This window comes from Microbulbifer echini (assembly GCF_041447225.1).
In the GTDB taxonomy this organism is placed as follows: Bacteria; Pseudomonadota; Gammaproteobacteria; order Pseudomonadales; family Cellvibrionaceae; genus Microbulbifer; species Microbulbifer echini.
Genome location: NZ_JBGMEL010000002.1, coordinates 1 through 26,962, shown reverse-complemented (window position 1 = coordinate 26,962; position 26,962 = coordinate 1). Strand labels below are relative to the sequence as shown.

Annotated in this window: 24 protein-coding genes; 23 read left to right on the top strand and 1 reads right to left on the bottom strand. The window is 55.2% G+C overall.

Going from position 1 to position 26,962, the window contains the following annotated elements:
* Positions 1 to 426 precede the first annotated feature (426 nt).
* From mnmG to ACCI51_RS02155, 17 genes are all read left to right on the top strand, one after another.
* The gene (gene mnmG / locus ACCI51_RS02235; RefSeq protein ID WP_299583924.1) at positions 427 to 2,316 is read left to right on the top strand and encodes a tRNA uridine-5-carboxymethylaminomethyl(34) synthesis enzyme MnmG; all 1,890 of its coding nucleotides are present in this window, start codon (positions 427 to 429) and stop codon (positions 2,314 to 2,316) included.
* An 88-nt stretch (positions 2,317 to 2,404) separates the two neighbouring features.
* Positions 2,405 to 3,034, top strand: a complete 630-nt coding sequence (gene rsmG / locus ACCI51_RS02230) for a 16S rRNA (guanine(527)-N(7))-methyltransferase RsmG (RefSeq protein WP_371842453.1) — start codon at positions 2,405 to 2,407, stop codon at positions 3,032 to 3,034.
* 124 nt (positions 3,035 to 3,158) lie between these two features.
* Positions 3,159 to 3,968 carry a ParA family protein gene (locus tag ACCI51_RS02225; protein WP_371842452.1) on the top strand — a complete coding sequence of 270 codons (810 nt, stop codon included), beginning with the start codon at positions 3,159 to 3,161 and terminating at the stop codon, positions 3,966 to 3,968.
* Between the two features lie 11 nt (positions 3,969 to 3,979).
* Positions 3,980 to 4,879: a ParB/RepB/Spo0J family partition protein gene (locus ACCI51_RS02220; RefSeq protein WP_371842451.1), complete on the top strand. Its 900-nt coding sequence runs from the start codon at positions 3,980 to 3,982 to the stop codon at positions 4,877 to 4,879.
* 202 nt (positions 4,880 to 5,081) lie between these two features.
* Complete coding sequence (locus ACCI51_RS02215) at positions 5,082 to 5,444, top strand: ATP synthase subunit I (protein WP_299583936.1); 363 nt, start codon at positions 5,082 to 5,084, stop codon at positions 5,442 to 5,444.
* Positions 5,445 to 5,493: 49 nt separating this feature from the next.
* Positions 5,494 to 6,420, top strand: a complete 927-nt coding sequence (atpB, locus tag ACCI51_RS02210) for a F0F1 ATP synthase subunit A (RefSeq protein ID WP_299583939.1) — start codon at positions 5,494 to 5,496, stop codon at positions 6,418 to 6,420.
* 66 nt (positions 6,421 to 6,486) lie between these two features.
* Positions 6,487 to 6,732 carry a F0F1 ATP synthase subunit C gene (gene atpE, locus ACCI51_RS02205; RefSeq protein WP_020413895.1) on the top strand — a complete coding sequence of 82 codons (246 nt, stop codon included), beginning with the start codon at positions 6,487 to 6,489 and terminating at the stop codon, positions 6,730 to 6,732.
* Positions 6,733 to 6,784: 52 nt separating this feature from the next.
* Entirely contained in the window at positions 6,785 to 7,255 is a 471-nt protein-coding gene (locus ACCI51_RS02200; protein ID WP_299583942.1) for a F0F1 ATP synthase subunit B, read from the top strand.
* Between the two features lie 13 nt (positions 7,256 to 7,268).
* Complete coding sequence (locus ACCI51_RS02195) at positions 7,269 to 7,805, top strand: F0F1 ATP synthase subunit delta (RefSeq protein WP_371842449.1); 537 nt, start codon at positions 7,269 to 7,271, stop codon at positions 7,803 to 7,805.
* Between the two features lie 50 nt (positions 7,806 to 7,855).
* A complete protein-coding gene (gene atpA / locus ACCI51_RS02190) occupies positions 7,856 to 9,400 on the top strand; it encodes a F0F1 ATP synthase subunit alpha (protein ID WP_299583948.1) in 1,545 nt (514 codons plus the stop codon).
* 76 nt (positions 9,401 to 9,476) lie between these two features.
* A complete protein-coding gene (atpG, locus tag ACCI51_RS02185) occupies positions 9,477 to 10,337 on the top strand; it encodes a F0F1 ATP synthase subunit gamma (RefSeq protein ID WP_299583951.1) in 861 nt (286 codons plus the stop codon).
* 60 nt (positions 10,338 to 10,397) lie between these two features.
* Positions 10,398 to 11,801 carry a F0F1 ATP synthase subunit beta gene (gene atpD, locus ACCI51_RS02180; RefSeq protein WP_299583954.1) on the top strand — a complete coding sequence of 468 codons (1,404 nt, stop codon included), beginning with the start codon at positions 10,398 to 10,400 and terminating at the stop codon, positions 11,799 to 11,801.
* Positions 11,802 to 11,819: 18 nt separating this feature from the next.
* Positions 11,820 to 12,239 carry a F0F1 ATP synthase subunit epsilon gene (locus ACCI51_RS02175; protein WP_299583956.1) on the top strand — a complete coding sequence of 140 codons (420 nt, stop codon included), beginning with the start codon at positions 11,820 to 11,822 and terminating at the stop codon, positions 12,237 to 12,239.
* A gap of 183 nt (positions 12,240 to 12,422) precedes the next feature.
* Positions 12,423 to 13,412 (top strand): hypothetical protein, encoded by a 990-nt coding sequence (locus tag ACCI51_RS02170; RefSeq protein ID WP_371842447.1) that lies wholly within the window; start codon positions 12,423 to 12,425, stop codon positions 13,410 to 13,412.
* Between the two features lie 17 nt (positions 13,413 to 13,429).
* On the top strand, positions 13,430 to 13,867 hold the full coding sequence (locus ACCI51_RS02165) for a VOC family protein (RefSeq protein ID WP_371842446.1): 438 nt from the start codon (positions 13,430 to 13,432) through the stop codon (positions 13,865 to 13,867).
* Positions 13,868 to 13,997: 130 nt separating this feature from the next.
* Positions 13,998 to 14,630 (top strand): glutathione S-transferase family protein, encoded by a 633-nt coding sequence (locus tag ACCI51_RS02160; protein WP_371842445.1) that lies wholly within the window; start codon positions 13,998 to 14,000, stop codon positions 14,628 to 14,630.
* Between the two features lie 146 nt (positions 14,631 to 14,776).
* The gene (locus ACCI51_RS02155) at positions 14,777 to 15,571 is read left to right on the top strand and encodes a formate/nitrite transporter family protein (protein ID WP_371842444.1); all 795 of its coding nucleotides are present in this window, start codon (positions 14,777 to 14,779) and stop codon (positions 15,569 to 15,571) included.
* Positions 15,572 to 15,718: 147 nt separating this feature from the next.
* Here the strand turns inward: ACCI51_RS02155 and ACCI51_RS02150 are convergent, their stop codons facing one another.
* The gene (locus ACCI51_RS02150) at positions 15,719 to 19,060 is read right to left on the bottom strand and encodes an amidohydrolase family protein (protein ID WP_371842443.1); all 3,342 of its coding nucleotides are present in this window, start codon (positions 19,058 to 19,060) and stop codon (positions 15,719 to 15,721) included.
* A gap of 215 nt (positions 19,061 to 19,275) precedes the next feature.
* Between ACCI51_RS02150 and glmU the strand changes: the two genes are divergently transcribed.
* The 6 genes from glmU to glmS all read left to right on the top strand — a co-directional run bounded on the left by glmU (position 19,276) and on the right by glmS (position 26,848).
* On the top strand, positions 19,276 to 20,637 hold the full coding sequence (gene glmU / locus ACCI51_RS02145; protein WP_371842648.1) for a bifunctional UDP-N-acetylglucosamine diphosphorylase/glucosamine-1-phosphate N-acetyltransferase GlmU: 1,362 nt from the start codon (positions 19,276 to 19,278) through the stop codon (positions 20,635 to 20,637).
* A gap of 120 nt (positions 20,638 to 20,757) precedes the next feature.
* Positions 20,758 to 21,849: a pyruvate dehydrogenase (acetyl-transferring) E1 component subunit alpha gene (gene pdhA / locus ACCI51_RS02140; RefSeq protein ID WP_371842442.1), complete on the top strand. Its 1,092-nt coding sequence runs from the start codon at positions 20,758 to 20,760 to the stop codon at positions 21,847 to 21,849.
* On the top strand, positions 21,849 to 22,844 hold the full coding sequence (locus ACCI51_RS02135; protein ID WP_371842441.1) for an alpha-ketoacid dehydrogenase subunit beta: 996 nt from the start codon (positions 21,849 to 21,851) through the stop codon (positions 22,842 to 22,844). The genes pdhA and ACCI51_RS02135 overlap by 1 nt, the downstream gene beginning before the upstream one ends.
* Positions 22,841 to 24,085 carry a dihydrolipoamide acetyltransferase family protein gene (locus ACCI51_RS02130; protein WP_371842440.1) on the top strand — a complete coding sequence of 415 codons (1,245 nt, stop codon included), beginning with the start codon at positions 22,841 to 22,843 and terminating at the stop codon, positions 24,083 to 24,085. The genes ACCI51_RS02135 and ACCI51_RS02130 overlap by 4 nt, the downstream gene beginning before the upstream one ends.
* Before the next feature lie 113 nt (positions 24,086 to 24,198).
* Positions 24,199 to 24,975, top strand: coding sequence for a DeoR/GlpR family DNA-binding transcription regulator (locus ACCI51_RS02125; RefSeq protein ID WP_371842439.1), 777 nt, complete (start codon positions 24,199 to 24,201; stop codon positions 24,973 to 24,975).
* Between the two features lie 43 nt (positions 24,976 to 25,018).
* Complete coding sequence (gene glmS / locus ACCI51_RS02120) at positions 25,019 to 26,848, top strand: glutamine--fructose-6-phosphate transaminase (isomerizing) (protein ID WP_371842438.1); 1,830 nt, start codon at positions 25,019 to 25,021, stop codon at positions 26,846 to 26,848.
* Positions 26,849 to 26,962 lie beyond the last annotated feature (114 nt).

The window sequence follows — 26,962 nt, the reverse complement described above, 5'->3', positions numbered from 1 at the left end:
AGATCAATCGTATGATGATAACTTTGCCTTACTCTCTAAGTATGCAAAGTTGTCCCAAGTTGTTACCGCCTAGTACCCCGGTTGCTCCCCCTGTCGCCAAGGGTTTATAGGCAGGGTTTTACCTGTTGTAACCCTATGATTTATATAGTTTTTTTTGTTTTATACCGTTTATCGCCGCGCCTAATAAAAACAATAAATACAAATAACTCTTTATAAGAAACATATTTATTCATTAATAAAGTTATTTAAGAGCGAGAAATAAAAACTGAAATCCTGAGTGATACAAAAGCACAGAGCGACAAAGACATCGGTGGCGATTGAGAGTAAGGTTTGCTGAATGCCCTGAACGGTCCCATCAAAGTCAATTGCTGAGGTGGCCTACTGTCTATAAAATGTGCGCCCCAGTTGTAACCAGTATCAGCCACTATGGATTTCCCTAAGACCTATGATGTGATCGTGATCGGCGGAGGCCACGCAGGCACTGAAGCCGCTCTGGCAGCCGCACGAATAGGCGCCTCCACCCTGCTGCTGACGCACAATATCGAGACGCTCGGGCAGATGTCCTGCAACCCGGCCATAGGGGGTATCGGCAAAAGCCATCTGGTCAAAGAGGTCGATGCGCTGGGCGGAGCTATGGCTCAAGCGACGGACCTCGGCGGAATACAATTTCGGATACTCAACGCCCGCAAAGGCCCCGCCGTGCGGGCCACCCGCGCTCAGGCAGACCGAGCGCTGTACCGAGCGGCAATCCGATCGATACTTGAGCGCCAGGAAAACCTGGAAATTTTTCAACAGGCCGCCGACGACCTGATTGTCGAAGGTGAGCGAGTGGTCGGCGTCGTCACCAATGCGGGGGTCCGCTTTCGCGCAAAAACCGTAGTGTTGACCGCTGGTACCTTTCTCGGTGGGCGAATTCATATCGGCCTGGATAATCACGCCGGAGGGCGTGCAGGTGACCCACCCTCCATCGCGTTGGCAGATCGCCTGCGTGAATTACCATTCCGTGTCGATCGGCTGAAGACCGGTACACCGCCACGTATCGATGCCCGCTCAGTAGATTTCCGGGAGCTGGAGGAGCAGTGGGGGGATAGCCCGACGCCGCTTATGTCCTACCTCGGCAGCCCGGCCCAGCACCCGCGCCAGGTTTGCTGTTGGATTACCCACACCAATACCCGCACTCATGAAATTATCCAGGGGGGGCTCGATCGCTCCCCTATGTACTCCGGGGTCATCGAAGGCATAGGTCCGCGTTACTGCCCTTCGATCGAAGACAAGGTGCACCGCTTTGCCGATAAAGACAGCCACCAGGTGTTTATCGAGCCCGAGGGGCTGACCACCAACGAGCTCTATCCCAACGGCATTTCTACCAGTCTGCCCTTCGATGTGCAGGTGGAGTTGGTGCACTCGATCAAAGGGTTTGAAAACGCCCATATCACTCGGCCCGGCTACGCCATCGAGTATGATTTCTTTGATCCCCGCGACCTGTTGCCTTCTCTGCAAACCAAGTTTATTCAGGGGCTCTATTTTGCCGGTCAGATCAACGGAACCACCGGCTACGAAGAGGCCGCCGCGCAGGGGCTTCTAGCTGGGGCCAATGCAGCCCTGCAGGCGCAGGAGCGCGAGGCCTGGTCACCGCGCCGCGATGAAGCCTATCTGGGCGTTCTGGTGGATGACTTGATCACCAGTGGCACCAAAGAGCCCTATCGCATGTTTACCAGCCGCGCCGAGTACCGCTTGCTGCTGCGGGAAGACAACGCCGACCTGCGTCTCACCGAGAAGGGGCGCGAATTGGGTTTGGTGGGCGATGTGCGCTGGGCCGTATTCAGTGAAAAACGCGAAGCCATAGCCCTGGAGACCCAGCGTCTGCAGGACACTTGGGTTCACCCGAAAACACCGCAGGCCGCAGCGGTGGAAGAAAAGCTTCCACAGCCATTAGCGCGGGAGTACAGCCTGATGGACCTGCTGCGCCGCCCGGAGCTCGGCTACGGTGATGTGGCGGGTCTGAAAGGCGAGCCAGTAACCGATGTGCAGGTCGCAGAACAGGTAGAAATATCGGCAAAATACGCCGGTTATATCGATCGCCAGCGCGAGGAAATCGAGCGCCTGCAGGCCTACGAGGACACCCCGATTCCGGCGGATTTCGATTACAGCGATATTTCCGGTCTCTCCAATGAGGTGAAACAGAAACTCGGCGAGACGCGTCCGGACACACTGGCGCGGGCCTCCAGAATACCTGGGGTCACGCCCGCCTCGATTTCACTGCTGTTGATCCAGCTAAAAAAGCGCGGCCTGCTCAAGCGCAAAAAAGCCGTATAAATTAGTTTTCCACAGGGTGGCCCGCGAGACCCTGCGGGGGGATTTGAACTTCGCGGGATTACCGGGGGATAGACCCATTTCGCACTCAATGGAACAGTTTCGTCCGCGCCTGTCGGAGGCGGCGGCACAGATGTCGGTGGTGCTCAGTGAGCAACAGCAGAGCCAACTGCTGGAGTATTTGGCCCTGTTTGATCGCTGGAATAGCGCTTACAACCTCTCGGCGATCCGCGATCCAGAGCAGATGTTGGAGCGCCACATTATCGACAGTCTCAGTGTGGTCAATTTCTGTGGTGAGGGACCGCTGATCGATGTCGGTAGCGGTGGCGGATTGCCGGGAATTCCACTGGCTATCATGCACCCACAGCGCCCAATCACCCTGCTTGACAGCAACGGAAAGAAAACCCGCTTCCTGTTCCAGGTGGCCAGTACCCTGCCCCTACCCAATGTGACGGTTGTGAATGAGCGCGTTGAATCCTTTGTTCCGGAGCAGCCCTTCGCCGGTGTTGTATCCAGGGCCTTTGCCTCTATCGACGATATGGTCGCCGGCAGTGAACACATGTTGGCACCCGGTGGCCGCTTTTACGCCATGAAGGGCAAGCTGCCGGAGGATGAGTTGAGCGCTCTGCCAAAAGGCATTAAGGTCGAACAGGTGCACCGACTGACGGTGCCTGGCTGCGATGCGGAACGCCACCTGATACAGCTTTGCCGTGCGCAATAAACGCGTATCCGATTAAGCTCGCACCGACCCAAAGCACTTTCCCATGGGAAACCTAAAAGCCACTGGTACCAATGGGTACAGGCATCGGGATAGACCTTCCCGAAAACTACAAAGGACCAGAATCTTGAGCAAGATATTTGCTGTGGCCAACCAGAAAGGTGGTGTGGGCAAGACCACCACCTGCGTCAACCTGGCCGCATCCCTGGTGGCCAACAAGCGGCGCGTATTGCTGATCGACCTGGATCCCCAGGGCAATGCCACCATGGGCAGTGGTGTGGATAAAAGCGACCTGCAGGCGTCCGGTTACGATGTGCTCGCCGCCGAGCTGCCGCTTGATCAGGCAATTGTACCCACGGAAAGTGGTTTCGACCTGGTCCCGGGCAATGGCGACCTGTCCGCCGCCGAAGTGGAGCTTCTCAGCCTGGAGGGGCGTGAATCCCGATTGCGCAATGCGCTCGCGGCAGTATCCAGTCGCTACGACTACGTAATTATCGACTGTCCGCCATCGTTGAATATGCTCACGGTGAATGCCCTCTGCGCGGCCCACGGTGTGTTGATTCCTATGCAGTGCGAGTACTACGCACTGGAGGGCCTATCGGCGCTGGTGGATACCATCACTCAGATTCAGCAAGCGGCCAACCCGGATCTCAAGATCGAGGGCATACTGCGCACCATGTACGACCCGCGCAACAGCCTCACCAGTGAAGTGTCCGCTCAGCTGCAGGAGTATTTTGGCGAGCGCCTCTACCGCACCTGTATCCCTCGCAATGTGCGCCTGGCGGAAGCCCCCAGCTTTGGCAAGCCGGCGCTGGAGTACGACCGCCACTCCAAAGGTGCCATCGCCTACCTGGCCCTGGCCTGCGAAATCAATCGCCGCCATCCCGCCAGCCAATCTTCCAATAAGAAAAACCGCCCTGTGGCGGAAGCGGTATAAGGGGAATTTTTATGGCCGCCAAACGCAAAGGACTGGGTCGGGGTTTGTCCCACCTGATCAGTAAGAGCGCCGGTTCCGCTGTCGCCTCAGCCAGTGGTGACACAGTCAGCGAAGCCGTTGTCGACGGTGAGTTGAAAGAGCTTCCGATCGAATTTTTGCAGCGTGGGCGCTACCAGCCGCGCCGCGATTTTCCGCAGGAATCTCTTCAGGAGTTGGCCGATTCCATTTGTGCCCAAGGCATTATGCAGCCTCTTGTGGTGCGTGAAATTGGTGAACAGAGCTACGAGATTATCGCCGGTGAGCGCCGCTGGCGCGCTGCTCAGATCGCCGGGCTGGACAAAGTGCCCACCCTGCTGCGCGATGTGACCGACGAAGCCGCTATCGCCATGGCGCTCATTGAAAATATTCAGCGCGAGGACCTGAATCCGATCGAAGAGGCCGTGGCACTGAAGCGCCTGCAGGATGAATTCAAACTGACCCAGCAGGAGGTTGCCGATGCGGTGGGTAAGTCGCGCACCGCGGTGACCAATTTGCTGCGCCTACTGGGACTCAGTGAGGAGGTGCGCACCTTTCTCGAGCGCGGTGATCTGGAGCTGGGGCACGCCAAGGCTCTGCTCGGCTTATCCGGAGCCACCCAGCGCTCGGCCGCGCGCCAGGTTGTCGAGCGCAGTCTCACTGTGCGCCAGACTGAGGCGCTGGTGCGTCGCTTGCAGCAGCCGGCGGCACCTGCGCCGGAGAAGCCCAAGCCGGACCCCAATATTCGCCGTCTGAGCGAGCGCCTTGCGGAGAAAGTCGGGGTGCCTGTGTCGATCGATCACAATGACAAAGGCAGTGGCCGCCTGGTACTCAAGTACACCTCCCTGGAGGAGTTGGACGGAATCCTCGCCCATCTGGGCTACGCCGAAGATTGAGACAGTTGTACAGTGCGCGTCCAAGTGGCGTGCTCAATAACTGTTGGCAAATACTCACTGCGCAGAGTAATTCCGTGCAAAACCTCCAGAAAATCAAATAAGTTGACGACATTTGCCGGTTGAATCGGCGATGCTGTTGCTCCATAATTCGCACGCCCAAATTTTGGGCGGACAGCGCACAAAAAGTCGGCTTATCCCGTCTATGAAAAAACCTCCGGTATTGATAATTGCCGCGGTACAGCTCCTGCTGGTATCGCTGGTCGGTGCGGTAATGCACCTGAGTGGCAAACCGGTGACTGCGCTCTCCGTTTTGATCGGCGGCGCCTTGAACGCGCTGCCCAGTGCATATTTTGGCAGGCGCGCCTTCCGCGATAGCGGTGCGCGCGCGGCCCATCGCGTGGTAGGCAATTTCTATCGCGCGGAAACCGGCAAATTTATATTGACCATAGCGGGCTTTGCGGGGGTGTTTGCCTCCGTCAAGCCGCTAAACGCGGCGGCGCTTTTTATCAGCTACGGCCTCTGTGTAATCGTGCAGTGGATTTTGGTGGCGCGTATGGTCCGCTAGCCGGTGCAGAAGAAAAAAGAATTCTTACTTTTACGATTGTTGAGGAATTATGGCAGGCGAAGCTCAAACTGCGACGGGGTATATCCAACACCACCTGCAAAACATGACTTACGGCAAACTGCCGGCCGGTTACACCCGCGCCGATGGCAGTGTGCTCGGTGAGTCTACCTGGACCATGGCGCACTCCTCCCAGGAAGCCGCGGACATGGGCTTTTGGGCCCTGCACGTGGACACCTTGGGCTGGTCGATCGGCCTCGGTCTGATTTTTTGTTTCCTATTTGCCCGCGCTGCAAAAAAAGCCAGTGTGGTCAGACCCACCGGCTTTCAGAGCTTTGTGGAACTGGTGACCGAATTTATCGATAAGTTGGTGAGAGAAACCTTCCCGCACCGCAATACGATGGTGGCGCCCATGGCCCTGACCATCTTTGTGTGGGTGTTTCTTATGAACTTGATGGACCTGGTGCCGGTTGACTGGCTGCCGATGGCTGCCGCCAAGATCTCCGGTAATGATCACCTCTTCTTTAAAGTGGTGCCCACTACCGACCCCAACGCCACTCTGGGTATGGCCCTGGCTGTGTTCGCCCTGATGATTTTCTTCAGTATTCGCGAAAAAGGTGCCCTCGGTTTCCTCAAAGAGTTGACCCTGCACCCCTTCCATACCGGCAAGTGGTTCTTTGACATCCTGCTGATCCCGGTGAACTTCCTGTTGGAAGCCGTTTCCCTGATTGCCAAGCCGATTTCTCTGGGCCTGCGTCTGTTCGGAAACCTGTATGCCGGTGAAATGATCTTTATCCTGATCGCCATTGTCTTTGGCGTGGGTGTCCTCGGCTTTATCGGTGCGGGCTTACTGCATATGGGCTGGGCAATCTTCCACGTACTGGTAATTACCCTGCAGGCGTTCGTCTTTATGGTGTTGAGCACTGTGTACATGGCGATGGCACACCATCGCGATGACGAGCACGAGCACGACCAATAAGTTTTTAACAGTTAACCCTTTACTCAACCTTTACAACAACTCTTTAACTTTGATTTGGAGAACACAATGGAAGCATTAGGTCTGGTTTACATCGCAAGTGCACTGCTGATCGGTTTGGGCGCTCTGGGCACCGCTATCGGTTTCGGTACCCTGGGTGGCAAGCTGTTGGAAGGTTCTGCACGCCAGCCTGAGCAAGCGCCGGCTCTGCAGGGCAAAATGTTCCTGATGGCGGGTCTGCTCGATGCGGTTCCGATGATCGGTGTTGGTATCGCCATGTACCTGATCTTCGCCGTAGCTCCTGGTCTGGTTTAATTACGCCGTTCCAATTGCCCTTAACCCTATTTAAAGAGCAAGAGGTGTCGGTGTGAATATCAACCTGACTCTAATCGGCCAGTCGATTACTTTTCTGTTTTTCGTCTGGTTTTGCTGGAAGTTTGTATGGCCGCCGCTTTTGGGCGTGATGAAAGAGCGTGAGCAGAAGATCGCTGACGGTCTAGCTGACGCCGAGCACGCGCAGAAAGATCTGGAATTGGCCAAGCGCAAGGCTGCTGAGCAGTTGAAAGCGGCCAAAGATCAGGCGGGCGAGATTATCGATGGTGCCAACAAGCGCGCCAATCAGATTCTCGACGAAGCCAAGCAGGCGGCACAGTCTGAGGGCGATCGCCTGAAGGCTGCGGCTAAAGCTGAGATCGACCAAGAAGTGAATCGCGCTAAAGAGCAGCTGCGCAGCCGTGTGGCAGACCTGTCTGTTCTGGGTGCGGAGAAGATTCTCGCGGTCAATATCGACGCCAAGGCGCACGACGACCTGATCGATAAACTGGCAGCCGAGCTGTAAGCGAGGAATCCCCATGGCGGAACTCAGCACACTGGCCCGGCCCTACGCGAAAGCCGCATTCAGCTATGCGCAGCAAGCCTCCAATCTCAAAGGTTGGAGCGTTGCGCTGGAAACTGCGGCGGCGGTCAGCCAGAACGAAAAAGTGCGTGAGCTGCTGGATAACCCACAGCTCACCAGTGAAGAGCGCGCAGATAAATTCCTGTCGATCTGTTCAGACGAGCTCGGCGAACACGGAAAAAACTTCATCCGGTTGCTGGCGGAAAACCACCGTCTGCAGCTGCTGCCGGAAATTTCCGAGCTGTTCGAAGCGCTGAAAGCGCAGGCGGAAGCCACTCTCGAAGTGGAAGTCGTTTCTGCGCAAGCACTGAGCGATGCGCAGGCACAAGCGCTGAGCGTAAAACTCAGCAAGAAGTTTGAACGCGAAATACATCTGCACAGCTCGGTGGACGAGAGCCTGCTGGGCGGCGCGATCATCCGTGCCGGTGATACAGTCATCGACGGTACCGTACGCGGCCGTCTGGCCAAGCTCGCCGAGGCGATGAACTCCTAAATTACTCTCTCCCGTCGGCAGCTGTCGGCGGGGGACTTGAGGAACAGAGCATGCAGCAACTGAATCCCTCTGAGATCAGTGAAATCATCAAGAGCCGCATCGAAAATCTCGATGTGAGCACTGAAGCCCAAAATGAGGGCACCATTGTTTCCGTTTCCGACGGTATCATCCGCATCCACGGCCTGGCCGATGTGATGTACGGCGAGATGATCGAGTTCGAAGGCGGCGTTTACGGTATGGCGCTGAACCTGGAGCGCGACTCCGTTGGTGCTGTAATCCTGGGTGACTACAAATCTCTGGCCGAAGGCCAGAAATGTCGTTGCACCGGCCGTATTTTGGAGACTCCGGTGGGTCCGGAACTGCTCGGCCGCGTTGTAGACGCGCTGGGCAATCCGATCGACGGCAAGGGTCCACTGAACAACAAGCTGACCGACGCGGTTGAAAAGGTGGCGCCTGGCGTTATCGCCCGTCAGTCTGTTGACCAGCCTGTACAAACCGGTTTGAAAGCGGTTGATACCATGATCCCGATCGGTCGTGGCCAGCGTGAGCTGATCATCGGTGACCGTCAGATCGGTAAGACTGCGGTGGCGATCGACGCCATCATTAACCAGAAAGGCACCGGTGTTAAGTGTGTCTACGTTGCCGTGGGCCAGAAGCAGTCCTCTATTGCCAACGTAGTGCGCAAGCTCGAAGAGCACGGTGCGATGGATCACACCATCGTAGTTGCCGCTGGCGCCGCCGATCCGGCTGCGATGCAGTTTTTGGCTCCCTACGTTGGCTGTACCATGGGTGAGTACTTCCGCGACCGCGGTGAAGACGCCCTGATCGTATACGATGACCTGACCAAGCAGGCTTGGGCCTACCGTCAGATCTCCCTGCTGCTGAAGCGTCCGCCTGGACGTGAAGCTTACCCCGGTGACGTTTTCTACTTGCACTCCCGTCTGCTGGAGCGCGCCGCGCGTGTCAACGCCGACTACGTAGAGAAGTTCACCAATGGTGAAGTGAAAGGCAAGACCGGCTCTCTGACCGCCCTGCCGATCATCGAAACCCAGGCCGGTGACGTTTCCGCGTTCGTACCGACCAACGTGATTTCCATTACCGATGGCCAGATCTTCCTTGAGACCGATCTGTTCAACTCCGGTATCCGCCCTGCGATCAACCCGGGGATCTCTGTATCCCGTGTAGGTGGTGCAGCGCAGACCAAGGTGATCAAAAAGCTGTCCGGTGGTATCCGTACCGCCCTGGCCCAGTACCGCGAGTTGGCGGCATTCTCCCAGTTTGCCTCCGACCTGGACGAAGCCACTAAGGCCCAGCTGGATCACGGTGAGCGCGTAACCGAGCTGATGAAGCAGAAGCAGTATTCCCCGCTGTCTATCGCGGATATGGCTGTTTCCGTTTACGCCGCCGACAAGGGTTACCTGAAAGAAGTAGAAGTTGCCAAGGTGCTGGATTTCGAAGCCGCCCTGCTCGCGTTTATGAATAGCGAACATGCAGAGCTGATGGAGAAAGTGAACGCCACTGGTAACTACAACGATGAAATCGATGCAGCTTTCAAAGCCGCTATCGAGAAATTCGTCGCTACTAGCAGCTGGTAAGAACTCCCTGGAGAGCGCGAAAGAGCGGCTTGCCGCTCTTTCGGAATCTAACTTCCAGCGAACAAGGTAAATCACTATGGCAGGCGGAAAAGAAGTACGCACAAAAATTGCCAGCATCAAGAGCACGCAGAAAATTACTGCCGCAATGGAAATGGTTGCAGCCAGTAAAATGCGCAGAGCTCAGGATCGCATGGCACTGGGGCGTCCCTACGCCCAGCGCATACGCGCAGTGATCGGCCACGTCGCCAACGCTTCGGCCGAGTACCAGCATATTTACCTGCAGGAGCGCGAGGCCAAGCGGGTCGGTTTTATTCTGGTATCCACTGACCGCGGACTCTGTGGTGGCTTGAACGTCAATATGTTCAAGGCAGCCATTCGCGAGATGCAGGCGTGGTCCAATAAAGGCGCCGACGTCGAAGTCTGCGCAGTAGGTAACAAGGCGGCCAGTTTCTTTAACGCCATCGGCAGCAAGGTTGTCGCAGCGGTTCGCGACCTGGGCGATGCGCCCCAGGCCAACAAGCTGATTGGCTCAGTAAAAGTAATGCTGGACCGTTACGCGGAAGGCGATATCGATCGCCTGTTCCTGGTATCCAGTGAGTTTATCAACACCATGTCGCAGAAGCCGCGGGTCGAGCAATTGCTGCCGCTGCCGAAGGACGAAGATGAAAAACTCATGCACGAGTGGGACTACCTCTACGAGCCGGATCCGGTTGAATTGCTGGATGGGTTGCTGGCTCGCTATATCGAGTCCCAGGTATACCAGGCAGTAGTTGAAAACAAAGCCTGTGAGCAGGCGGCGCGTATGATCGCGATGAAGAGCGCCACCGATAATGCCGGTGAGCTGATCGATCAGTTGCAGCTTGTCTACAACAAGGCGCGTCAGGCGGCCATTACCCAGGAGCTGTCCGAAATTGTCGGCGGCGCGGCGGCGGTTTAATCCGCTGCCTCCAGCAGTTAATGGTCAGCCTAGAAAGAATTTAAAGCTGAGGATCCGGAAATGAGTAACGGGCAAATTGTGCAAGTGATCGGAGCGGTCATCGACGTGGAATTCCCACGTGATTCCGTTCCGAATGTATACGACGCACTGGTGGTTGAGGAAAAGAACCTCACCATGGAAGTGCAGCAGCAGTTGGGTGACGGCGTGGTACGCGCTATTGCCATGGGTTCATCCGAAGGTATCAGCCGCGGTCTGCCCGTGCGCAATACCGGCGCTCCGGTTTCTGTACCGGTAGGCCTGGAAACCCTCGGTCGCATCATGGACGTGCTCGGCAACCCGATTGACGAGTGTGGCCCTATCGGTGAGAAAGAGCGCTCCTCTATTCACCGCGCTGCGCCGACTTACGAAGAGCAGTCCAGCTCTACCGAACTGCTGGAAACCGGCATCAAGGTTATCGACCTGGTTTGCCCGTTCGCCAAGGGTGGTAAGGTTGGTCTGTTCGGTGGTGCCGGTGTTGGTAAAACCGTAAACATGATGGAACTGATCAACAACATCGCTACCGAGCACTCCGGTTTGTCCGTGTTCGCCGGTGTTGGTGAGCGTACCCGTGAAGGTAACGATTTTTACTACGAGATGGCCGAATCCGGTGTTGTAGACCTGGAAAATAAAGCCAACTCCAAAGTGGCAATGGTTTACGGTCAGATGAATGAGCCGCCCGGAAACCGTCTGCGTGTTGCCCTGACCGGCCTGACCATGGCGGAGAAATTCCGCGATGAAGGCAAAGACGTACTGTTGTTCGTCGACAACATCTACCGTTACACCCTGGCGGGAACCGAAGTCTCCGCACTGCTGGGCCGTATGCCTTCTGCGGTAGGTTACCAGCCAACCCTGGCGGAAGAGATGGGCGTTCTGCAGGAACGTATTACCTCCACCAAGACCGGTTCTATCACCTCCATTCAAGCGGTATACGTACCGGCGGATGACTTGACTGACCCGTCTCCGGCGACCACCTTCGCGCACTTGGACTCTACCGTAGTACTGAGCCGTGATATCGCTGCAAAAGGTATCTACCCGGCTGTTGACCCTCTGGATTCCACCTCCCGTCAGTTGGACCCGCAGGTAATCGGTCAGGAGCACTACGAAGTGGCTCGCGGCGTACAGTCCGTACTGCAGCGCTACAAAGAGCTGAAGGACATTATTGCGATCCTGGGTATGGATGAACTGTCTGAAGAAGACAAGCAGACCGTAGCCCGCGCCCGTAAGATTGAACGTTTCCTGTCCCAGCCATTCCACGTTGCGGAAATCTTCACCGGTGCACCAGGTAAATACGTTTCCCTGAAAGAAACCATCCGTGGCTTCCAGGGTATCCTGAGCGGTGAATATGACCACATGCCGGAACAGGCCTTCTACATGGTGGGAACCATCGACGAAGCTGTGGAAAAAGCCAACAAGAGCAAAGGCTAAGCCAGAGAGGCATATACTATGGCCATGACAGTACATTGTGACATTGTCAGCGCCGAGCAGTCTCTCTTCTCCGGACTGGTGCAGATGGTGATTGTGAGTGGTATCGAAGGTGAGCTGGGTCTCTCCTACGGCCACGCACAGCTGCTCACCGCCCTGAAGCCCGGTCCGGTACGCATCATCAAGCCCGGTGGTGAAGAGGAAGTACTGTTCGTCAGCGGTGGCTACGCCGAGGTGCAGCCAAACATGGTGACTATCCTCGCGGATGTTGCCGAGCGTGAAATCGATGAGGATGCCGCGCAGAAGGCCCGCGAAGAAGCGGAACACGCCCTGCACAAGGCGCCGTCTGAAGTTGACTATGCGCGTATCTCTGCCCAACTGGCTGAAGCCGAAGCGCGTCTGCGTACCCTGCAGGCGATTCGCAAGGCAGCCGGTAAGTAAGCAGTTCCTACCCTTCGGTAAGAATTGTTTACGAAAAAAAAGCAGCTTCGGCTGCTTTTTTTATTCCTTATAAAAATTTTTCCCCATCCCACCTTCTCTTCAATACCCGCACTGAAGCCTTTTCTATACTGTGTATTGGCTGGTTTAGCCAAATATTGTTTCCCTTTTCAGTGGCGTGGTTTTATGAGTTTTATTCGCTTTTCACAGGTTTCTCTTCGGAGTTTTACCTTCTTTCTGACGCTTCCCTTTTTATTTTGGCATGCATATGGTTATTCCCAACCTCATATTTATACGCCTGCAGAAGGATTGGTAGAGACAAAACCAATGGTGATTCCCGGGAATATATTTGTATCGGGAATTCTTCCTTCAAAAAACCGAGTGCCAAGTCATTTGAAGGAATTCGGTTTTTTTTTATCAGGTTTGGATGAAGAAGATATCCTGGAGGTTGCAGATTTTTCTACTTTTGTAAGTGTCCGGTATCAAGATACGGATCTTATGGAGATAGCAGAAAAATTAGGAGTTAAAATTTGGGTTTCTCTTGGGTCTGTTTTTTTTGAGGGAGATGGGAAAAAAAGCAAGCGAGAAGATTATAAGGAAAGATGGCAAAGGGCAAAACGTGGATTGTTGCCGTACAAAAATATTATTTACGCATTTGATCCTCTTGATGAACCATTTCACAAATCTCTATTGCCTGATAATGAGCTGAAAGCTTATTTGGAAGAAATTGGCTCTTTTCTTAAGTTAGATTTCCCCAAGGCAAAACGGGCAATTACATTTACAAGTTATACAGTAGAGCGTCCTCGGTTTCAGTTGGTTATCCCTGAAAACTTTAATTTGTTTGGTGTTGATCATTATGTTGGAGTTGATTTTCAGGGTGAAATCGTAAATAGATTAATAATGAAAACCGAGCATATGAATGCTAAATATTATTTAATTCCACGAGCATTTAAAACTACTAGTCATAATTACAGATACTTACAGCAGGCAGAATTGGTCTTGAGGGCTAGGCAAGCATATAATTTTGCAATTGCAAATTCAAAAATAGAATTGATTTATCCATTTCAGTGGAAAAGTTTTTTCTGGGATTCTGAACATTATTATGGTGTGGATAGTTTTCCTGAACTACGGCGTGAGTATGAAAAAATAGGAAGATCTATCTCCAAAGATAGATAATATTTTTTTGGGAGGAGATGGTGGTAAAAAATCCTGATCACGTTACTATTGCAGTAACTGATGTTAAGAGTAGTGTTAATTTTTTTAAATTATTGGGTTTTGAACTAATAAAGAATAACATAATTTCTGGGGAAGAAGTTGCCAACTATATGATGATACCGAATTTAAATGCGGATCACCTGACTATGGTTTTGAAAGAGTGTGAACCAAGATTTGAAATACAACTTTTACACTTTCAGGACCCAAAGATAAAGTCAGATCCAGGTCTGGCTAACCTGGCGCGTCCTGGATACAACCATCTTTGTTTTCGAGTTGATAATATTGAGTTATCCATAAAATACTTGAAAAAAAATGGTATTCGTATTCGCAGTAATATTCTGGAGTATCTAAATCGAAAGTTGGTCTATATTGATGGGCCAGATTATATTACTGTGGAATTGTCTGAGTGGATATAAAGTTTTAAGTTAAAAATTAATACTCCCCTTGAACTTGGTTGCTGCTTAATTAAATATTCTGGCATGTTAACCCCTCGATTAGTAATCATATTTCCTTAAACTATATGCTCCAATTTTCAGGGAGAGAATCATGTCCGATAATTTGATTTTATATACCAATCCGCAGTCTCGTGGATGCATAGTACGTTGGATGCTGGAGGAGTTGGGAGTACCGTATCGCACTGAGGTGCTCGAGTACGGCGAAGCGATGAAAGCTGCTGACTATTTATCGCTAAATCCAATGGGCAAGGTACCCACTTTGGTTCATGGAGATCGCATTATTACTGAATGTGCGGCGATTTGCGTTTATCTAGCGGAGGTATTTGCAGATTCCGATTTGGCCCCAAAAAGTGATGATGAGAGAGCAAGGTACTACCGCTGGATGTTTTTTGCAGCAGGACCGATGGAATCGGCGATAGTGAATAAAAATATCTTTGGTGAAGACGCGGGCAAAGATAAGCAAGAAATGCTGGGTTACGGGACCTACCAACTGGCACTGGATGCTCTCTCCAGCGTGATTAAATCCAGTGCTTATATTGTAGGTGACCGGTTTACTGCCGCCGATGTATACATCGGCGCTCAGCTTGGCTGGGGCTTACAGTTTGGCACGATCGAAAAGCGTGAAGAGTTCCAGGAGTATGTTTCCCGCTTGTCTCAGCGGGAGGCCTTCCAGCGTGCTCATGCCCTGGATCAAGCCCTTTTGAAAGAGGTTGATGAGGCGTAGTCGAACCTCTCTCTGACGCCATCCCAACGCCCTGTTTTACAGGGCTTTTTTATTCTTGGGGTGTACTGGAATCGAAGCAGCTATTCTGGTTGTAACGGCAAAATTGTCTTCAATTTGATGTGGATACTTCCAGTTTATTGCACTGAATGAGTAGTGATAGCGACCGACCAAAAAGCGAGTGGGCAGTCCTGCGTGAGCAAATGGATGCCAGCCTGCATGAGTATGAGCGCGAAAGCCGCTCGCTCTTGCTGTCATCGATTGCTGCGGGGCTGGAGATCGGCTTTAGCTTTTTCCTGATGATGGTGCTGTTTAGCCATTTTCATGAGTTGTTAGAAAAGTCCACCTTGCACTTGGTGCTATCGCTGAGTTATCCCATCGGATTTATCCTCGTTATTATTGGGCGTACCGATCTTTTTACCGAGCACACAACACTGGCAATTCTTCCGGTGGTCGACGGTAGACAGCGTATTCGGGACTTGGGGCGTATCTGGGGATTAATCTACCTGGGTAATATGATTGGCGCTTTTGTGTTCGCCCTAATATTGGTGAGCTATGCGTTAGTTAGTCAGAATATTGTGACGTCAGGATTTGATTATTACGGGCAGAAGTTAATTGATGATAACAATAGCGCACTATTTCTCGGCGCGGTTCTTGCCGGTTGGTTAATGGGGCTACTGGGTTGGTTGGTTTCATCGAGTACGGATACTATTGGCCGAATTACAGTCATCACCGTGGTGACGTTTGTTATTGGTTTCGGTGGTTTACCTCATTGTGTTGCCGGCGCGGTGGCAATTTTTAGTGCCTGGATCGGTGGTGATGCTGGTGTGGGGTTGCTTGAGGTGATTCGTTTTCAGGTTATTGCCACCCTGGGTAATACGATTGGAGGGGCGGTGTTCGTAGGCTTGTTAAAGTATGGATATATCACCAATAACTTGCCTTGATGGAATGGCGCTGTAGAGCGTGTTTTTTTTAGAGGACATCATCGATGCTGTATCGCTTTGGCCACCTGGTGGTTGAGCATCTTGGAAGTTGCGCCCGGCGTTAACCGCCGGGCACAAAGCTTGCTAGCTATATTGTGTAAGAGGCGCTTAGTGCACCCAGTGGTGGCGTTGCATTTTCTCTTGCACCGCTTCTGCCGTGGGTGCTGGCATTGCACTGATAGGCAGGCGTTCGTGGAAGAATGCCATTCGCTCGCCGGCACCTAACTCATTCATGGTTTCTGCTTCGAACACGCGGCCATTGATCACCGTGTAGGTGATATTTTCGGATTGGCGCAGGTTATCCAATGGATTGCCATCTACCACGATCAGGTCTGCCAGTTTGCCGGCCTCGATACTGCCGATATCACCATCCATGCCCAGGTAGCGTGCACCGTCGATGGTGCCGGCGCGGAAGGCCTCCCAGGGGGTAAAGCCGCCCTGCTCCATCATCCACATTTCCCAGTGCGCTCCCAGGCCTTCACGCTGGCCGTGGGCACCGATATGCACGGTAACGCCCTCGTCGCGTAGCTGCTTGGCCTGGCGCGCGACGTTGAAGTGGTTGTAGTGGGCATCCGGCGCCGTGGGGCGGCGGATGGAACGGGGATTGACGATAAAGTCGGGAGTAAAGCGGGTTAGGCGTTCGTTTTTCCACACTTCGGTGCGGTCATACCAGTATTCCTCACCCCAGAGACCGCCGTAGGCCACCACGAAGGTTGGGGTATAACCTACCTGGGTCTGGCTCCACAATTGCTCCACATCGCCGTAGACATTGGCGATGGGTAGGGAGTGCTCAATACCGGTGTGCCCATCCACAATCATATTCATATTGTGCTGGTACTTACCGCCACCCTCGGGCACCACCATAATACCGGCCTCGCGGGCCGCTTGTAGTACCTGTTGACGCTGATCGCGGCGGGGCTGGTTGTAGCTTTTTACCGAGATGGCACCCATTTCCTTGAGGCGATTTACGTGAAACTGGGCATCCTCCAGGGAGTTGATCTTGGCTTTGTAGCCTGGGCCCTTGGCGCCATAGAGGATGGTGCCGGTGGAGAAGATGCGCGGTCCGGTAATCAGGCCGGCTTTCTGCATTTCTGCCGCGGAGAAAATCTCACTGCTGTCATTGGAGGGGTCGTGAATCGTGGTTACCCCGAACGCCAGGCTGGAGAACAGGTTCCAGTTTTGTTGCGGGATAATTTCCTCGCGGCCTTGGGCACCGTGGGCATGGGCGTCGATCAGGCCCGGCAGCACAGTTTTTCCAGTCACGTCGATGCGTTTCGCCTCTGTGGGGATTTTTACCTCGGCAGCGGGGCCCACTGCCACAATACGGTTGCCGCGAAACAGAACCACACCGTCTTCGATAATTTCTCGGTTATTCTCAGCATCGCGCATAGTGACAACCCTGCCACCGGTCAGGGCGACCAGTCCCGCTTGGTTGTCAAACTGCTGTTCAAAACTCAGATCAACTCCTTCGGAAACCGTATCCGATAGCTCCTCGGGTGCGCCGCTGATAAAACTGAAGGCGTCTTTCAATTCGCGCTCGAATAGCTTCGGTCCATGAGCCCAGCCCAGAGCATGGCTATCCACTGACCAATGCAGGTTTTCCCCCGCGTGCTTGGATACCTGGGTGACTTTGACGGCCTTGCTGTCGGGACCTATCCCCTCGGACTTGCCGGTGTGCATAAAGGGTGCGACATAGGCTTTGAAGTCTTGGGTAAAGGCGATCCACCTGCCGTCTGGAGAGAGACGGAAAGAGGTAATTTCGGCGCCGTGCAGATGCTCGCGCTCGTCCTTGCCTTCCAGATTGGTACTCTTCAGCACACGCTTGCCGCCGTCGGCAGGCTCATATACGGAGAAATAAATACGTTCACCGGTAGCACCGAAGTGAGGCTCATAACCGGATTTCACCACCCGGCGCTGCCAGTCACCACCGGCGTCTGCCAGGTAGATACCCGGCTCCAGGGAGTACTCGGGACTGAGCAGGTAGCCGCCAGTAAAGCGACGGTAAGCCACGGTGTCGCCGCTGGGGGAGAAAGCGGGCTCCACATACAGGCCCGGTTGCTTGGTGATGTTCTTGCCGCGACCGCTGCGGGCGGAAACCACACGCACATGGCCGAGCTTTTGATCGTCCCAGGTGACATAGGTGATCTCGCGGCCATCGCGAGACCAGCTGGGATAGAACTCAAAGTGATCGTTTTGGCGGGTCAGGCGGCGGCGCTCGCCGCTGTCGATATCCTGGATATAAATCTTGCCCAGGGCCTGGAAAGCCACCTGTTGGCCGTTGGGGGACTTTTGCGCCCAGCGAATCATCCTCACGTCGAAGGTTTCCGGGGCCACTTCCACCGGGAAGCGCACCGCATCGGCCACCTGCTTCTCGACTTTCACATGGGCCGCAATTGGCGCAACGCTGTCGCCGTGAACAGAGATGCGCAGGAATTTACCGCCGGTCCAAACAACCAGAGACTCGCCATCGGGCATCCAGTCGTACTGCACATAGTTACCGTGGGGGCCGAAGATTTCCTGCAGGTCTCGCTCCAGGCCGGCATAGATTGGAGTTTCCAGACCGGTATCCAGGTCTTTCAGGAACAGGGAGGTCCGGTTGTCCTGGCGGCGGATGAAGGCCAGCTTGCTGCCATCTGGGGAGGGTACCGGTGCCACTGCGCCGCCGGGGCCGGAGATAAAGGTCTCCTCTTCGCCGTCCTGCAGGTCGTAGCGATTGATGGCAAAAATCTCCTGGGTGGAGTTTTTGTTGTACTGCCAAACCGTACCCGGGGTGGTGTCGATGGAGTAGTAAACGTAGCGACCATCGGGGGAGAAGGCCGGATCGGCGATGTTCTTCTGGGCAATATCGCCACCGATACGCTCTTTGAGCTGGCGTCCTTCGCCACCACCGTAATGGTACATCCAGATCTCGCCGGCGGGGATACTGCGCCCGGACATAAAGCCTTTGCGCGCCACCAAATACTGGCCATCTGGACTCCAATTGGGGGAGTGCAGCAGGTTTTCTTTTTCGGTGGTGAGCTGACGCAGGTTCTCCCCGTTGCTGTCCATCAGCCAGATATTGTCGGCGCCATCGCGATCGCTGATAAATACGATAGTCTCGCCGTCCGGGCTGAAGCGCGGCTGCATATTCCAGGCGATTTCATTGGTCAGGGCCACCGCCTCACCGCCGCTTACCGGCACCGTGTAGAGATCGCCGAGCATATCGAACAGAATGGTTTTACCGTCTGGGCTGATATCCAGGTTACTCCAGGTAGTCTCGCGGGTATCGAGCTGGATCGGTTTGAATTCATAGGGTGGCTTGTTGATATCCCAGGATTGCTCTTCCTTCTTCTCTTCTACAGCTTCCTGTTCCCGATTGGTTTCTGCTGCCACTGTCATAGGCAGAGACAGCACCAGGGCTGCGAGTGCCAGCAGATGGCGCCGCGGTTTTTGTTGCGCGTTTGTGTTCATAGACAATTTCCCTCCACCGCACTTTTTTGCGGTGGCTTTCACTGTTCTGTTGTTGTGGGCTGCTTATGGGTTTACAGGAGGGTAAATTACCGGGATCAGAGCCCGGCGGCAATCACAATGGGTTGGGCGACAAGCTGTTACGTTGGGTTGAGTTAGCGCAGCCTAGTGGCCACAATGTTCCCAAATTAGAGATTTTAGAGAGATTTCAAACCAATATGACTATCGACGTTGTGATTCTGGCCGCGGGCAAAGGCTCTCGCATGCGCTCCGACCTGCCCAAAGTGCTGCACCCGATTGGCGGAATTCCCATGTTGGGGCACGTGATTGATACGGCGCGGCAACTACAGGGCGTTGAAATCACCGTGGTGATTGGCCACGGCGCCGAGCAGGTGCGCGAACGCTTTGCCGATAGTGGTGTGAAATTTGTGGAGCAGACCGAACAGCTGGGTACCGGCCACGCTGTGGCCCAGGCGATTCCACAATTCCGCGAGGGCGCCACAGTGCTGGTGCTCTATGGCGATGTGCCTCTGGTCAGAGCGGGTACTCTGCAGTCCCTGCTGTCGGCGGCGGATCACGGCCCCGCCCTGCTCTCGGTGGAAATGGCCAATCCGGCTGGGTATGGGCGCATAGTGCGTGATGATACGGGCCGTGTGGAAGCCATTGTGGAAGAGAAGGATGCGGATGCCGATACGCTGGCTATCCGCGAGGTGAATACCGGCATTCTGGCGGCGCCGGCGGATCTGTTGTCGCGCTGGTTGCCGGAGTTGTCTTGTGATAACGCCCAGGGCGAATACTATCTCACCGATGTCATTGCCCGCTCGGTCCAGGAGGGGATCGCGGTGACCGGGGAGCGCGCCAGCGATACCCTGGAAGTGGCCGGCGTGAACAGCCGTGCCCAGCAGGCGCAGATGGAGCGCGCCCTACAGCATACCCGTGCCGTAGCACTGATGAATGCCGGTGTCACTTTGCTCGATCCGGCGCGCATTGACATCCGCGGTAGCCTCGAATGCGACACCGATGTCTCCATTGATATTAATTGTATCTTTGAGGGAAGTGTCATCCTGGGTAAGGGGGTGCAAATAGGTCCGAACTGTTTGCTAAAAAACTGCCGTTTGGCGGATGGCACTCGTGTGGAGGCCAACTCTGTCATTGAAGGCGCCGAGATAGGCGAAGCCTGTAGCGTGGGTCCCTTCGCACGCCTGCGCCCAGGTACCGAGCTGGCGAACGGCGCCAAGGTGGGTAATTTTGTCGAAACGAAAAATGCCAAAGTGGGGATCGGCAGTAAGATCAACCACCTTTCCTATGTCGGTGATTCAGTCCTGGGGGAATCAGTGAATATCGGTGCCGGTACTATCACCTGCAATTACGATGGTGTGAATAAATCACTTACTGAAATCGGCAACGGCGCATTTATTGGTTCCAATACCGCCCTGGTGGCACCGGTCAAAGTGGGCAGTGGCGCGACAGTGGGCGCGGGTTCCACAATTACTCGCGAAGTGGGCAGCGAGGAGCTGGCGGTAGCACGTGGCAAGCAGCGCAATATCACCGGCTGGGAGCGCCCCTTAAAGCGGAATTAATTTTCGTTTTCCCCGGACTCCGGCTGGAAAATCGAATTCCGGCGGGATATCTCTCCTCTCGCCCGGTGAGATACCCTCTTTCCATTAAACTTGCGCTTCGGGAACACAAGGAATGGCCCGATGCACAAGCCCAGAATGCAGCTGCTCGCCAGCTTCGATATCGCCTCTTTGCAGTACCTGGATGAGCGGGGACAAACCACCCAGGCTCTGCCAGATTTTGCCACTCAGGACACTCTGGAGGCCCTCTATCGGCAGATGACCCTTGCGCGCATGGTGGATGACCGTGCGGTAAAAATGCAGCGCACCGGCCAGCTGGGTACCTACCCTTCCAGTTTGGGGCAGGAAGCCATCGGTGTGGGTGTCGCTGCCGCCATGGCCAAAGAGGATGTCTATTGCCCCAACTATCGCGAGACCGGTGCTCTCCTGGAGCGCGGTGTGCGAATAGAGGAAATTTACACCATTTGGGGCGGGGACGAACGCGGGCAGAATTTTTGCCATGTCCGCGAGGACCTGCCCCTGAGCGTGCCCATCGCCACGCAGATGCTGCACGGTGCCGGCGTTGCCTTCGCGCTCAAATACAAACACGAGCAGTTGAATCAACCGATGCGCGCAGCCGTCACCAGTGGTGGGGATGGCGCTACCTCGAAGGGGGATTTCTACGAGGCGATCAATTTGGCCGGGGATTGGAAACTGCCTTTGGTGGTGGTTATCAATAACAATCAATGGGCCATCTCACTATCCCGCTCCGGCCAGACTGCATGCAGAACCCTGGCACAGAAAGCAATTGCTGCGGGCATACCAAGCCTTCAGGTGGATGGCAACGACGTGATTGCCGTTTATCAGGCGGTGACGGAGGCTTTGCAGCAGGCCCATGCCGGCGGTGGCCCCTCATTGATTGAAGCGGTGAGTTATCGCCTTTGCGATCACACCACGGCGGATGACGCCAGCCGCTACCAACCCGCGGAGGAGCTCAAAGAGGCCTGGGCTAGAGAGCCGTTGCGGCGGCTTAGAGCTTACCTGGGGACCCTCGGCGCTTGGGGAGAGGCCAGGGAAGAGGCTATGCAACGGGAGCTGAAGGAGATCCTGGAGGAATCCGTTCGCGTCTATCGGCAAACACCGCGGGATACAGCTACGGCTATTTTCGATCACCTTTATGAAACACTGCCCGAGGCCTTCGTCGAGCAATACCAGCAATTGCAGGGGGACAGCTAATGGCGCAAATCACCCTGGTGGAAGCGGTCACCCAGGCACTCGCCTTTGAGATGCAAAGAGATCCCAAAGTGGTCGTATTTGGTGAGGATGTCGGTCTGAATGGCGGTGTGTTTCGCGCTACGGATGGTCTGCAGGCGCGGTTTGGCCGGGAGCGGGTATTGGATACCCCGCTGGCGGAAAATATGATCGGCGGAATGGCTATCGGAATGGCCGCCCAGGGTTTGCGGCCAGTGGCGGAATTCCAGTTTATGGGATTTATCTATCCGGCACTGGATCAGATTCTCAGTCACGCTGGGCGCTATCGCAACAGGACCCGCGGTCGCCTGTCCTGTCCCATCGTATATCGGGCCCCCTACGGCGGTGGTATCCACGCACCGGAACACCACTCGGAGAGCACTGAGGCGCTATTTGCCCACATTCCCGGCTTGCGTCTGGTGGTGCCCTCCTCTCCGGCGCGGGCTTACGGCTTGCTGCTCGCCGCTATTAGAAATCCGGACCCGGTGATGTTCCTCGAACCCAAACGCATCTACCGCGCGGTGCGCCAGGAAGTTGTCGATAGTGGAGAAGCACTCCCCCTGGATCGCGCATTTGTTTTGCGTGAGGGCCGTGATATCACACTAGTTGCCTGGGGAGCTTCCTTGAAGGAAGCCCTACAGGTCGCTGAGCAGCTCTCTAGGGAAGGTATTGAGGCCGAGGTAATAGATCTTGCCACCCTAAAGCCCCTGGATATTCACACTATCATCGACTCCCTGGAAAAGACCCACCGCTGTGTATTGATCCATGAGGCCGCGCGCTTTTGTGGTGTGGGGGCAGAAGTTGCCTCACAGATCAATGAGTATGCCTTCGATCTGTTACTGGCGCCGGTACAGAGAGTCACGGGATTCGATACCGTAATGCCCTACTTCCAATTGGAGGATGCCTATTTACCCGGTGTGCCGCGGATTATGAAGGCGGTGCGGGAAGTTCTCGAATACGCGAATGGAGGGGTGGCATGAAAACTTTCACTCTCCCAGACCTCGGAGAGGGGCTGCCCGATGCGGTGGTGCGTGAATGGCATGTGAGCGAGGGCGATACGATTGCTGCCCACGAGAGCCTGGTTACTGTGGAGACGGCCAAGGCCTTGGTGGAAGTGCCGGCCCCCTGGGGAGGCCGGGTTGAGAAGCTATTTGCGGCGCAAGACCAAACTGTAAATGTGGGTGAGCCCCTGGTGGGCTTTGCTGCGGAGGATGCCAATCACGAGATACCGGCCACGGAGCACTCCACTACAACCATCTCTCCAGGCGATAGCGTCTCTGCAGAAGACCCCTCTGTGAAAGAAACCGCCCCACCGCAGACGCGATCGGACAGTGGTACGGTTGTGGGCAAGCTGGAGCAGGGAGAGGCTGTACTTGGGGCTGAGCAGCGAGTTGCGCCAAGTCGGCGTCGTCCCGCCACACCCAAAGTCAGGGCATTGGCGCGCCGGCTGGGAGTGGATCTGGAAAAGCTCTCCACGGATGGATCCCTGGTTACCGCGGCCCAGGTGCATGCTGCCGTGGGCTCCACACCTGTCACAGAAAAAAGCGCAGAGGAAAAAAAATCGCCACCACCAGTGCAGGGTGTGGAAAAAACCGCCGGGGTAGAGGCGGTGATGTCGCCCGCGCGACGCGCGATGGGATTATCCATGAGTCGCGCCAGGGATCAGGTTGCGCAGATTACCCTGTGTGACGATGCGGATATCTCCAGCTGGTGGGGCAGTACTCCGGCGCTGCTGCGGTTGATTCGCGCCGTGCAGTTGGCCTGTACCGCTGAGCCTACCCTGAATGCCCTTTACGAGAATGACCAGCTGAAGATTCAAGAGACGGTCAATATCGGCCTGGCGGTGGACTCCCCCCGTGGTTTATATGTCCCTGTGCTGAGGGATGTGGCCGGACACACGGATGAGGCCTTGCTGGCGCAGGTGGCCGATTACAAGCACCAGGCTCGGGAAACCGGTATTGCCCAGAGCGATTTACAGGGCGCCACGATTCTATTGTCCAACTTTGGTGCTATTGCCGGACGCTATGCCACTCCGGTTGTCCTGCCGCCAACGGTGGCAATCGTCGGTGCGGGCAGGGTCTGCCAGGGTGTAGTGGTGATCGACCGCTGGCCGGCGATGCGCCCACTTTTACCCCTTTCTATTAGTGCCGATCACCGCGCGGTAACCGGCGGTGAGCTGGCGCGTTTTCTCCGGGCGATGCTGCATGCACTCTCCACTTGAGCGCGGATTGCTCCCCCTATTTTGCACGGCAAGTTGGCGTTTGAGTGAAATTACAGTGGGAACTTATATTTCACTTTGCTATCTTTAAGTTTCGAAACGAAATTTAGAGATTTATGTCGAAACGTAATACACAACACCGCCGACACGGCATTATGAGCCTTTTGAACGAGGCGGGAGAAGCTAGTGTCGAGCAGTTGGCACGCCAGTTCGAAACTTCAGAGGTTACGATTCGAAAGGATCTCACCGCGATGGAAAACCACGGCCTGCTACTGCGTCGCCGCGGTGGTGCCATACCGGTACCGCGGGAACTGGTGGTAGAGGAAGGTCCTTCGGAGGTAAAACGCGCGATCAGTCGCGCGGCGGCGGCTTTGATCCCGGATCACCACCGCATCGTAATCGACTACGGCCGCACTACAGCGGCGATGATTCCCGAGCTGGAGCGCAAGCGTGGGTTGGTAGTGATGACCAATTCCCTAAACGTAGCCAATGCCCTGCGGGAGCTGGAAAACGAGCCGACTCTGCTGATGACCGGAGGCACCTGGGACCCCCATTTTGAGGCCTTTCAGGGCAAAGTGGCGGAACAGGTACTGCGAGATTACGACTTTGACAGGGCCTTTATCGGTGCTGACGGCATAGACCTTGAGCGCGGCACCTGTACGTTTAATGAGCAGATTGGCCTCTCCCGCGTGATGGCGGAGGTGGCCCGCGAAGTGGTGGTTTTGGCGGAGTCCAGCAAGGTCGGCAGGCGCATACCCAATCTGGAGTTGTCTTGGGCGCAAGTCGATGTGCTGGTAACGGATTCCGCACTGGATGAGAGTGCGCGCGAGCAACTGCAAGACCTAGGGGTTCGAGTTATCTGCGCCGCGCCAACTTCGAGCGCCCAAGACTAGCAAGGGCGAGACAAAAAGTTTAAGAATTTGTAAGGAGAGCGAGATGTGTGGAATTGTTGGGGCTCTGGCCCAGCGCAATGTGACAGGTATTTTACTCGAGGGCCTGCGTCGTCTCGAGTACCGCGGTTACGATTCAGCCGGTGTCTGCTTACTCGGTGATGATGGCCAGTTGCAGCTACGCAAGAGCCAGGGCAAGGTCGCCGACCTGGAGGCCAAACTGCAGCAGCAGCCGAGCGCTGGTCATTTGGGGATCGCCCACACCCGCTGGGCCACTCATGGCGTACCCTCTGACGATAACGCCCATCCCCACATGTCCGGACATATTGCCCTGGTGCACAACGGGATTATCGAAAATCATCAGGCATTGCGCTCAGAGTTACAGGACAAGGGCTACCAGTTCTCCTCGGATACTGATACCGAAGTGGTGGTTCACCTGATTCACTCTCTGAGTAGCGAAGGTGCCAGCTTGGTGGACGTAGTGGGCAAAGCCACGCAAATACTCGAGGGTGCCTATGCCCTTGCCGTGGTGAGTAGTGAGGAGCCGGATGTGCTGGCCTGTGCCCGTTTGGGCAGCCCCCTGGTTTTGGGGGTTGGTATCGAGGAGAACTTTATCGCCTCAGATCCCATGGCGCTGCGCCAGGTGACCGATCGATTCATTTTCCTCGAAGAGGGCGACGTGGCGGAGGTACGCCGCGGCGGTATTTCTGTGCGCGATAAGCAGGGGGGGGAAGTCAGCCGACCGGTGCATAAGCTGGATGGGGGCCACGATGTGGCCGACAAGGGGCGTTACCGCCACTATATGCAGAAGGAGATTTTCGAGCAGCCAGAGGTGGTGGCGGCCACTTTGGCGGGTCGAATTGGTGAGCATTCGGTACTGCCTCAAGCTTTGGGTGCTCGAGCCCTAGAAATTCTCCCCAAAGTGAAGCAGGTACAAATTGTCGCCTGTGGCACCAGCTACCATGCGGGTATGGTTGCTCGCTATTGGCTCGAAGAGTGGGCGGGAGTCCCCTGCTCGGTGGAAGTGGCCAGCGAAATTCGCTACCGCAAAACGGTAGTGCGTCCCGGTACCCTGTTTGTGACTATTTCCCAGTCTGGCGAGACCGCAGATACTCTGGCGGCGTTGCGCCAGGCCAAGGAGCTCGGCTACCTGGGCTTTATGACCATTTGTAATGTGCCCAACAGCTCTCTGGTGCGCGAGTCGGAGCTATCGCTGATGACCGAAGCGGGTCCGGAAATCGGGGTGGCCTCCACCAAGGCCTTTACCACTCAGTTGGTTGCCCTGCAGCTGTTTTGCCTCGCCTTGGCCAAGACCAATGGTCTATCCGCTGAGCGTGAGGCAGAGCTAGTAGGCGCTCTGCGCCAGTTGCCGCAGTTGATGGAAGCCTTTGCCGGCCTGGATAAGACGGTGCAGCGCACCAGTGAAGCTTTCGCGGAGAAGAACCACGCGCTGTTTCTCGGCCGCGGTGTTGAATTTCCTATCGCCCTCGAGGGCGCTCTGAAGCTCAAGGAAATTTCCTACATTCATGCGGAGGCTTACCCCGCCGGGGAACTTAAGCATGGCCCATTGGCACTGGTGGATGGCGACATGCCGGTTATTGTTGTCGCCCCCAATAATGACCTGTTGGAAAAACTCAAATCCAATCTGCAGGAAGTGCGCGCACGGGGTGGTCAATTGTTTGTGTTTGCCAGCCCTGAAGCCGGTTTTTCCAGCGAGGAGGGGATGACCCTGATCGAGGTGCCGGACTGCCCCAGGAGCCTGGCCCCAATTCTGTACACAGTGCCTCTGCAGCTGCTCAGTTATCATGTAGCGCTGCTGAAGGGCACCGACGTGGACCAGCCGCGCAACCTGGCCAAGTCGGTCACTGTAGAGTAAATCTCATAAGGCCACGGATGGCTGTGTAGATTGACAATCCTAGATTGCCAACATAAGTGACACACGTTTACCCACCAAAAATTCCAGTGGGCTCAAGTAATTTAACACCTTCCT

Bases quoted from the DNA above. Each gene is read 5' to 3' on its own strand.
- mnmG (WP_299583924.1), top strand. From the start codon at position 427: ATGGATTTCCCTAAGACCTATGATGTGATCGTGATCGGCGGAGGCCAC.
- rsmG (WP_371842453.1), top strand. From the start codon at position 2,405: ATGGAACAGTTTCGTCCGCGCCTGTCGGAGGCGGCGGCACAGATGTCG.
- ACCI51_RS02220 (WP_371842451.1), top strand. From the start codon at position 3,980: ATGGCCGCCAAACGCAAAGGACTGGGTCGGGGTTTGTCCCACCTGATC.
- ACCI51_RS02215 (WP_299583936.1), top strand. From the start codon at position 5,082: ATGAAAAAACCTCCGGTATTGATAATTGCCGCGGTACAGCTCCTGCTG.
- atpB (WP_299583939.1), top strand. From the start codon at position 5,494: ATGGCAGGCGAAGCTCAAACTGCGACGGGGTATATCCAACACCACCTG.
- atpE (WP_020413895.1), top strand. From the start codon at position 6,487: ATGGAAGCATTAGGTCTGGTTTACATCGCAAGTGCACTGCTGATCGGT.
- ACCI51_RS02195 (WP_371842449.1), top strand. From the start codon at position 7,269: ATGGCGGAACTCAGCACACTGGCCCGGCCCTACGCGAAAGCCGCATTC.
- atpA (WP_299583948.1), top strand. From the start codon at position 7,856: ATGCAGCAACTGAATCCCTCTGAGATCAGTGAAATCATCAAGAGCCGC.
- atpG (WP_299583951.1), top strand. From the start codon at position 9,477: ATGGCAGGCGGAAAAGAAGTACGCACAAAAATTGCCAGCATCAAGAGC.
- atpD (WP_299583954.1), top strand. From the start codon at position 10,398: ATGAGTAACGGGCAAATTGTGCAAGTGATCGGAGCGGTCATCGACGTG.
- ACCI51_RS02175 (WP_299583956.1), top strand. From the start codon at position 11,820: ATGGCCATGACAGTACATTGTGACATTGTCAGCGCCGAGCAGTCTCTC.
- ACCI51_RS02170 (WP_371842447.1), top strand. From the start codon at position 12,423: ATGAGTTTTATTCGCTTTTCACAGGTTTCTCTTCGGAGTTTTACCTTC.
- ACCI51_RS02165 (WP_371842446.1), top strand. From the start codon at position 13,430: ATGGTGGTAAAAAATCCTGATCACGTTACTATTGCAGTAACTGATGTT.
- ACCI51_RS02160 (WP_371842445.1), top strand. From the start codon at position 13,998: ATGTCCGATAATTTGATTTTATATACCAATCCGCAGTCTCGTGGATGC.
- ACCI51_RS02155 (WP_371842444.1), top strand. From the start codon at position 14,777: ATGAGTAGTGATAGCGACCGACCAAAAAGCGAGTGGGCAGTCCTGCGT.
- ACCI51_RS02150 (WP_371842443.1), bottom strand. From the start codon at position 19,060: ATGAACACAAACGCGCAACAAAAACCGCGGCGCCATCTGCTGGCACTC.
- glmU (WP_371842648.1), top strand. From the start codon at position 19,276: ATGACTATCGACGTTGTGATTCTGGCCGCGGGCAAAGGCTCTCGCATG.
- pdhA (WP_371842442.1), top strand. From the start codon at position 20,758: ATGCACAAGCCCAGAATGCAGCTGCTCGCCAGCTTCGATATCGCCTCT.
- ACCI51_RS02135 (WP_371842441.1), top strand. From the start codon at position 21,849: ATGGCGCAAATCACCCTGGTGGAAGCGGTCACCCAGGCACTCGCCTTT.
- ACCI51_RS02130 (WP_371842440.1), top strand. From the start codon at position 22,841: ATGAAAACTTTCACTCTCCCAGACCTCGGAGAGGGGCTGCCCGATGCG.
- ACCI51_RS02125 (WP_371842439.1), top strand. From the start codon at position 24,199: ATGTCGAAACGTAATACACAACACCGCCGACACGGCATTATGAGCCTT.
- glmS (WP_371842438.1), top strand. From the start codon at position 25,019: ATGTGTGGAATTGTTGGGGCTCTGGCCCAGCGCAATGTGACAGGTATT.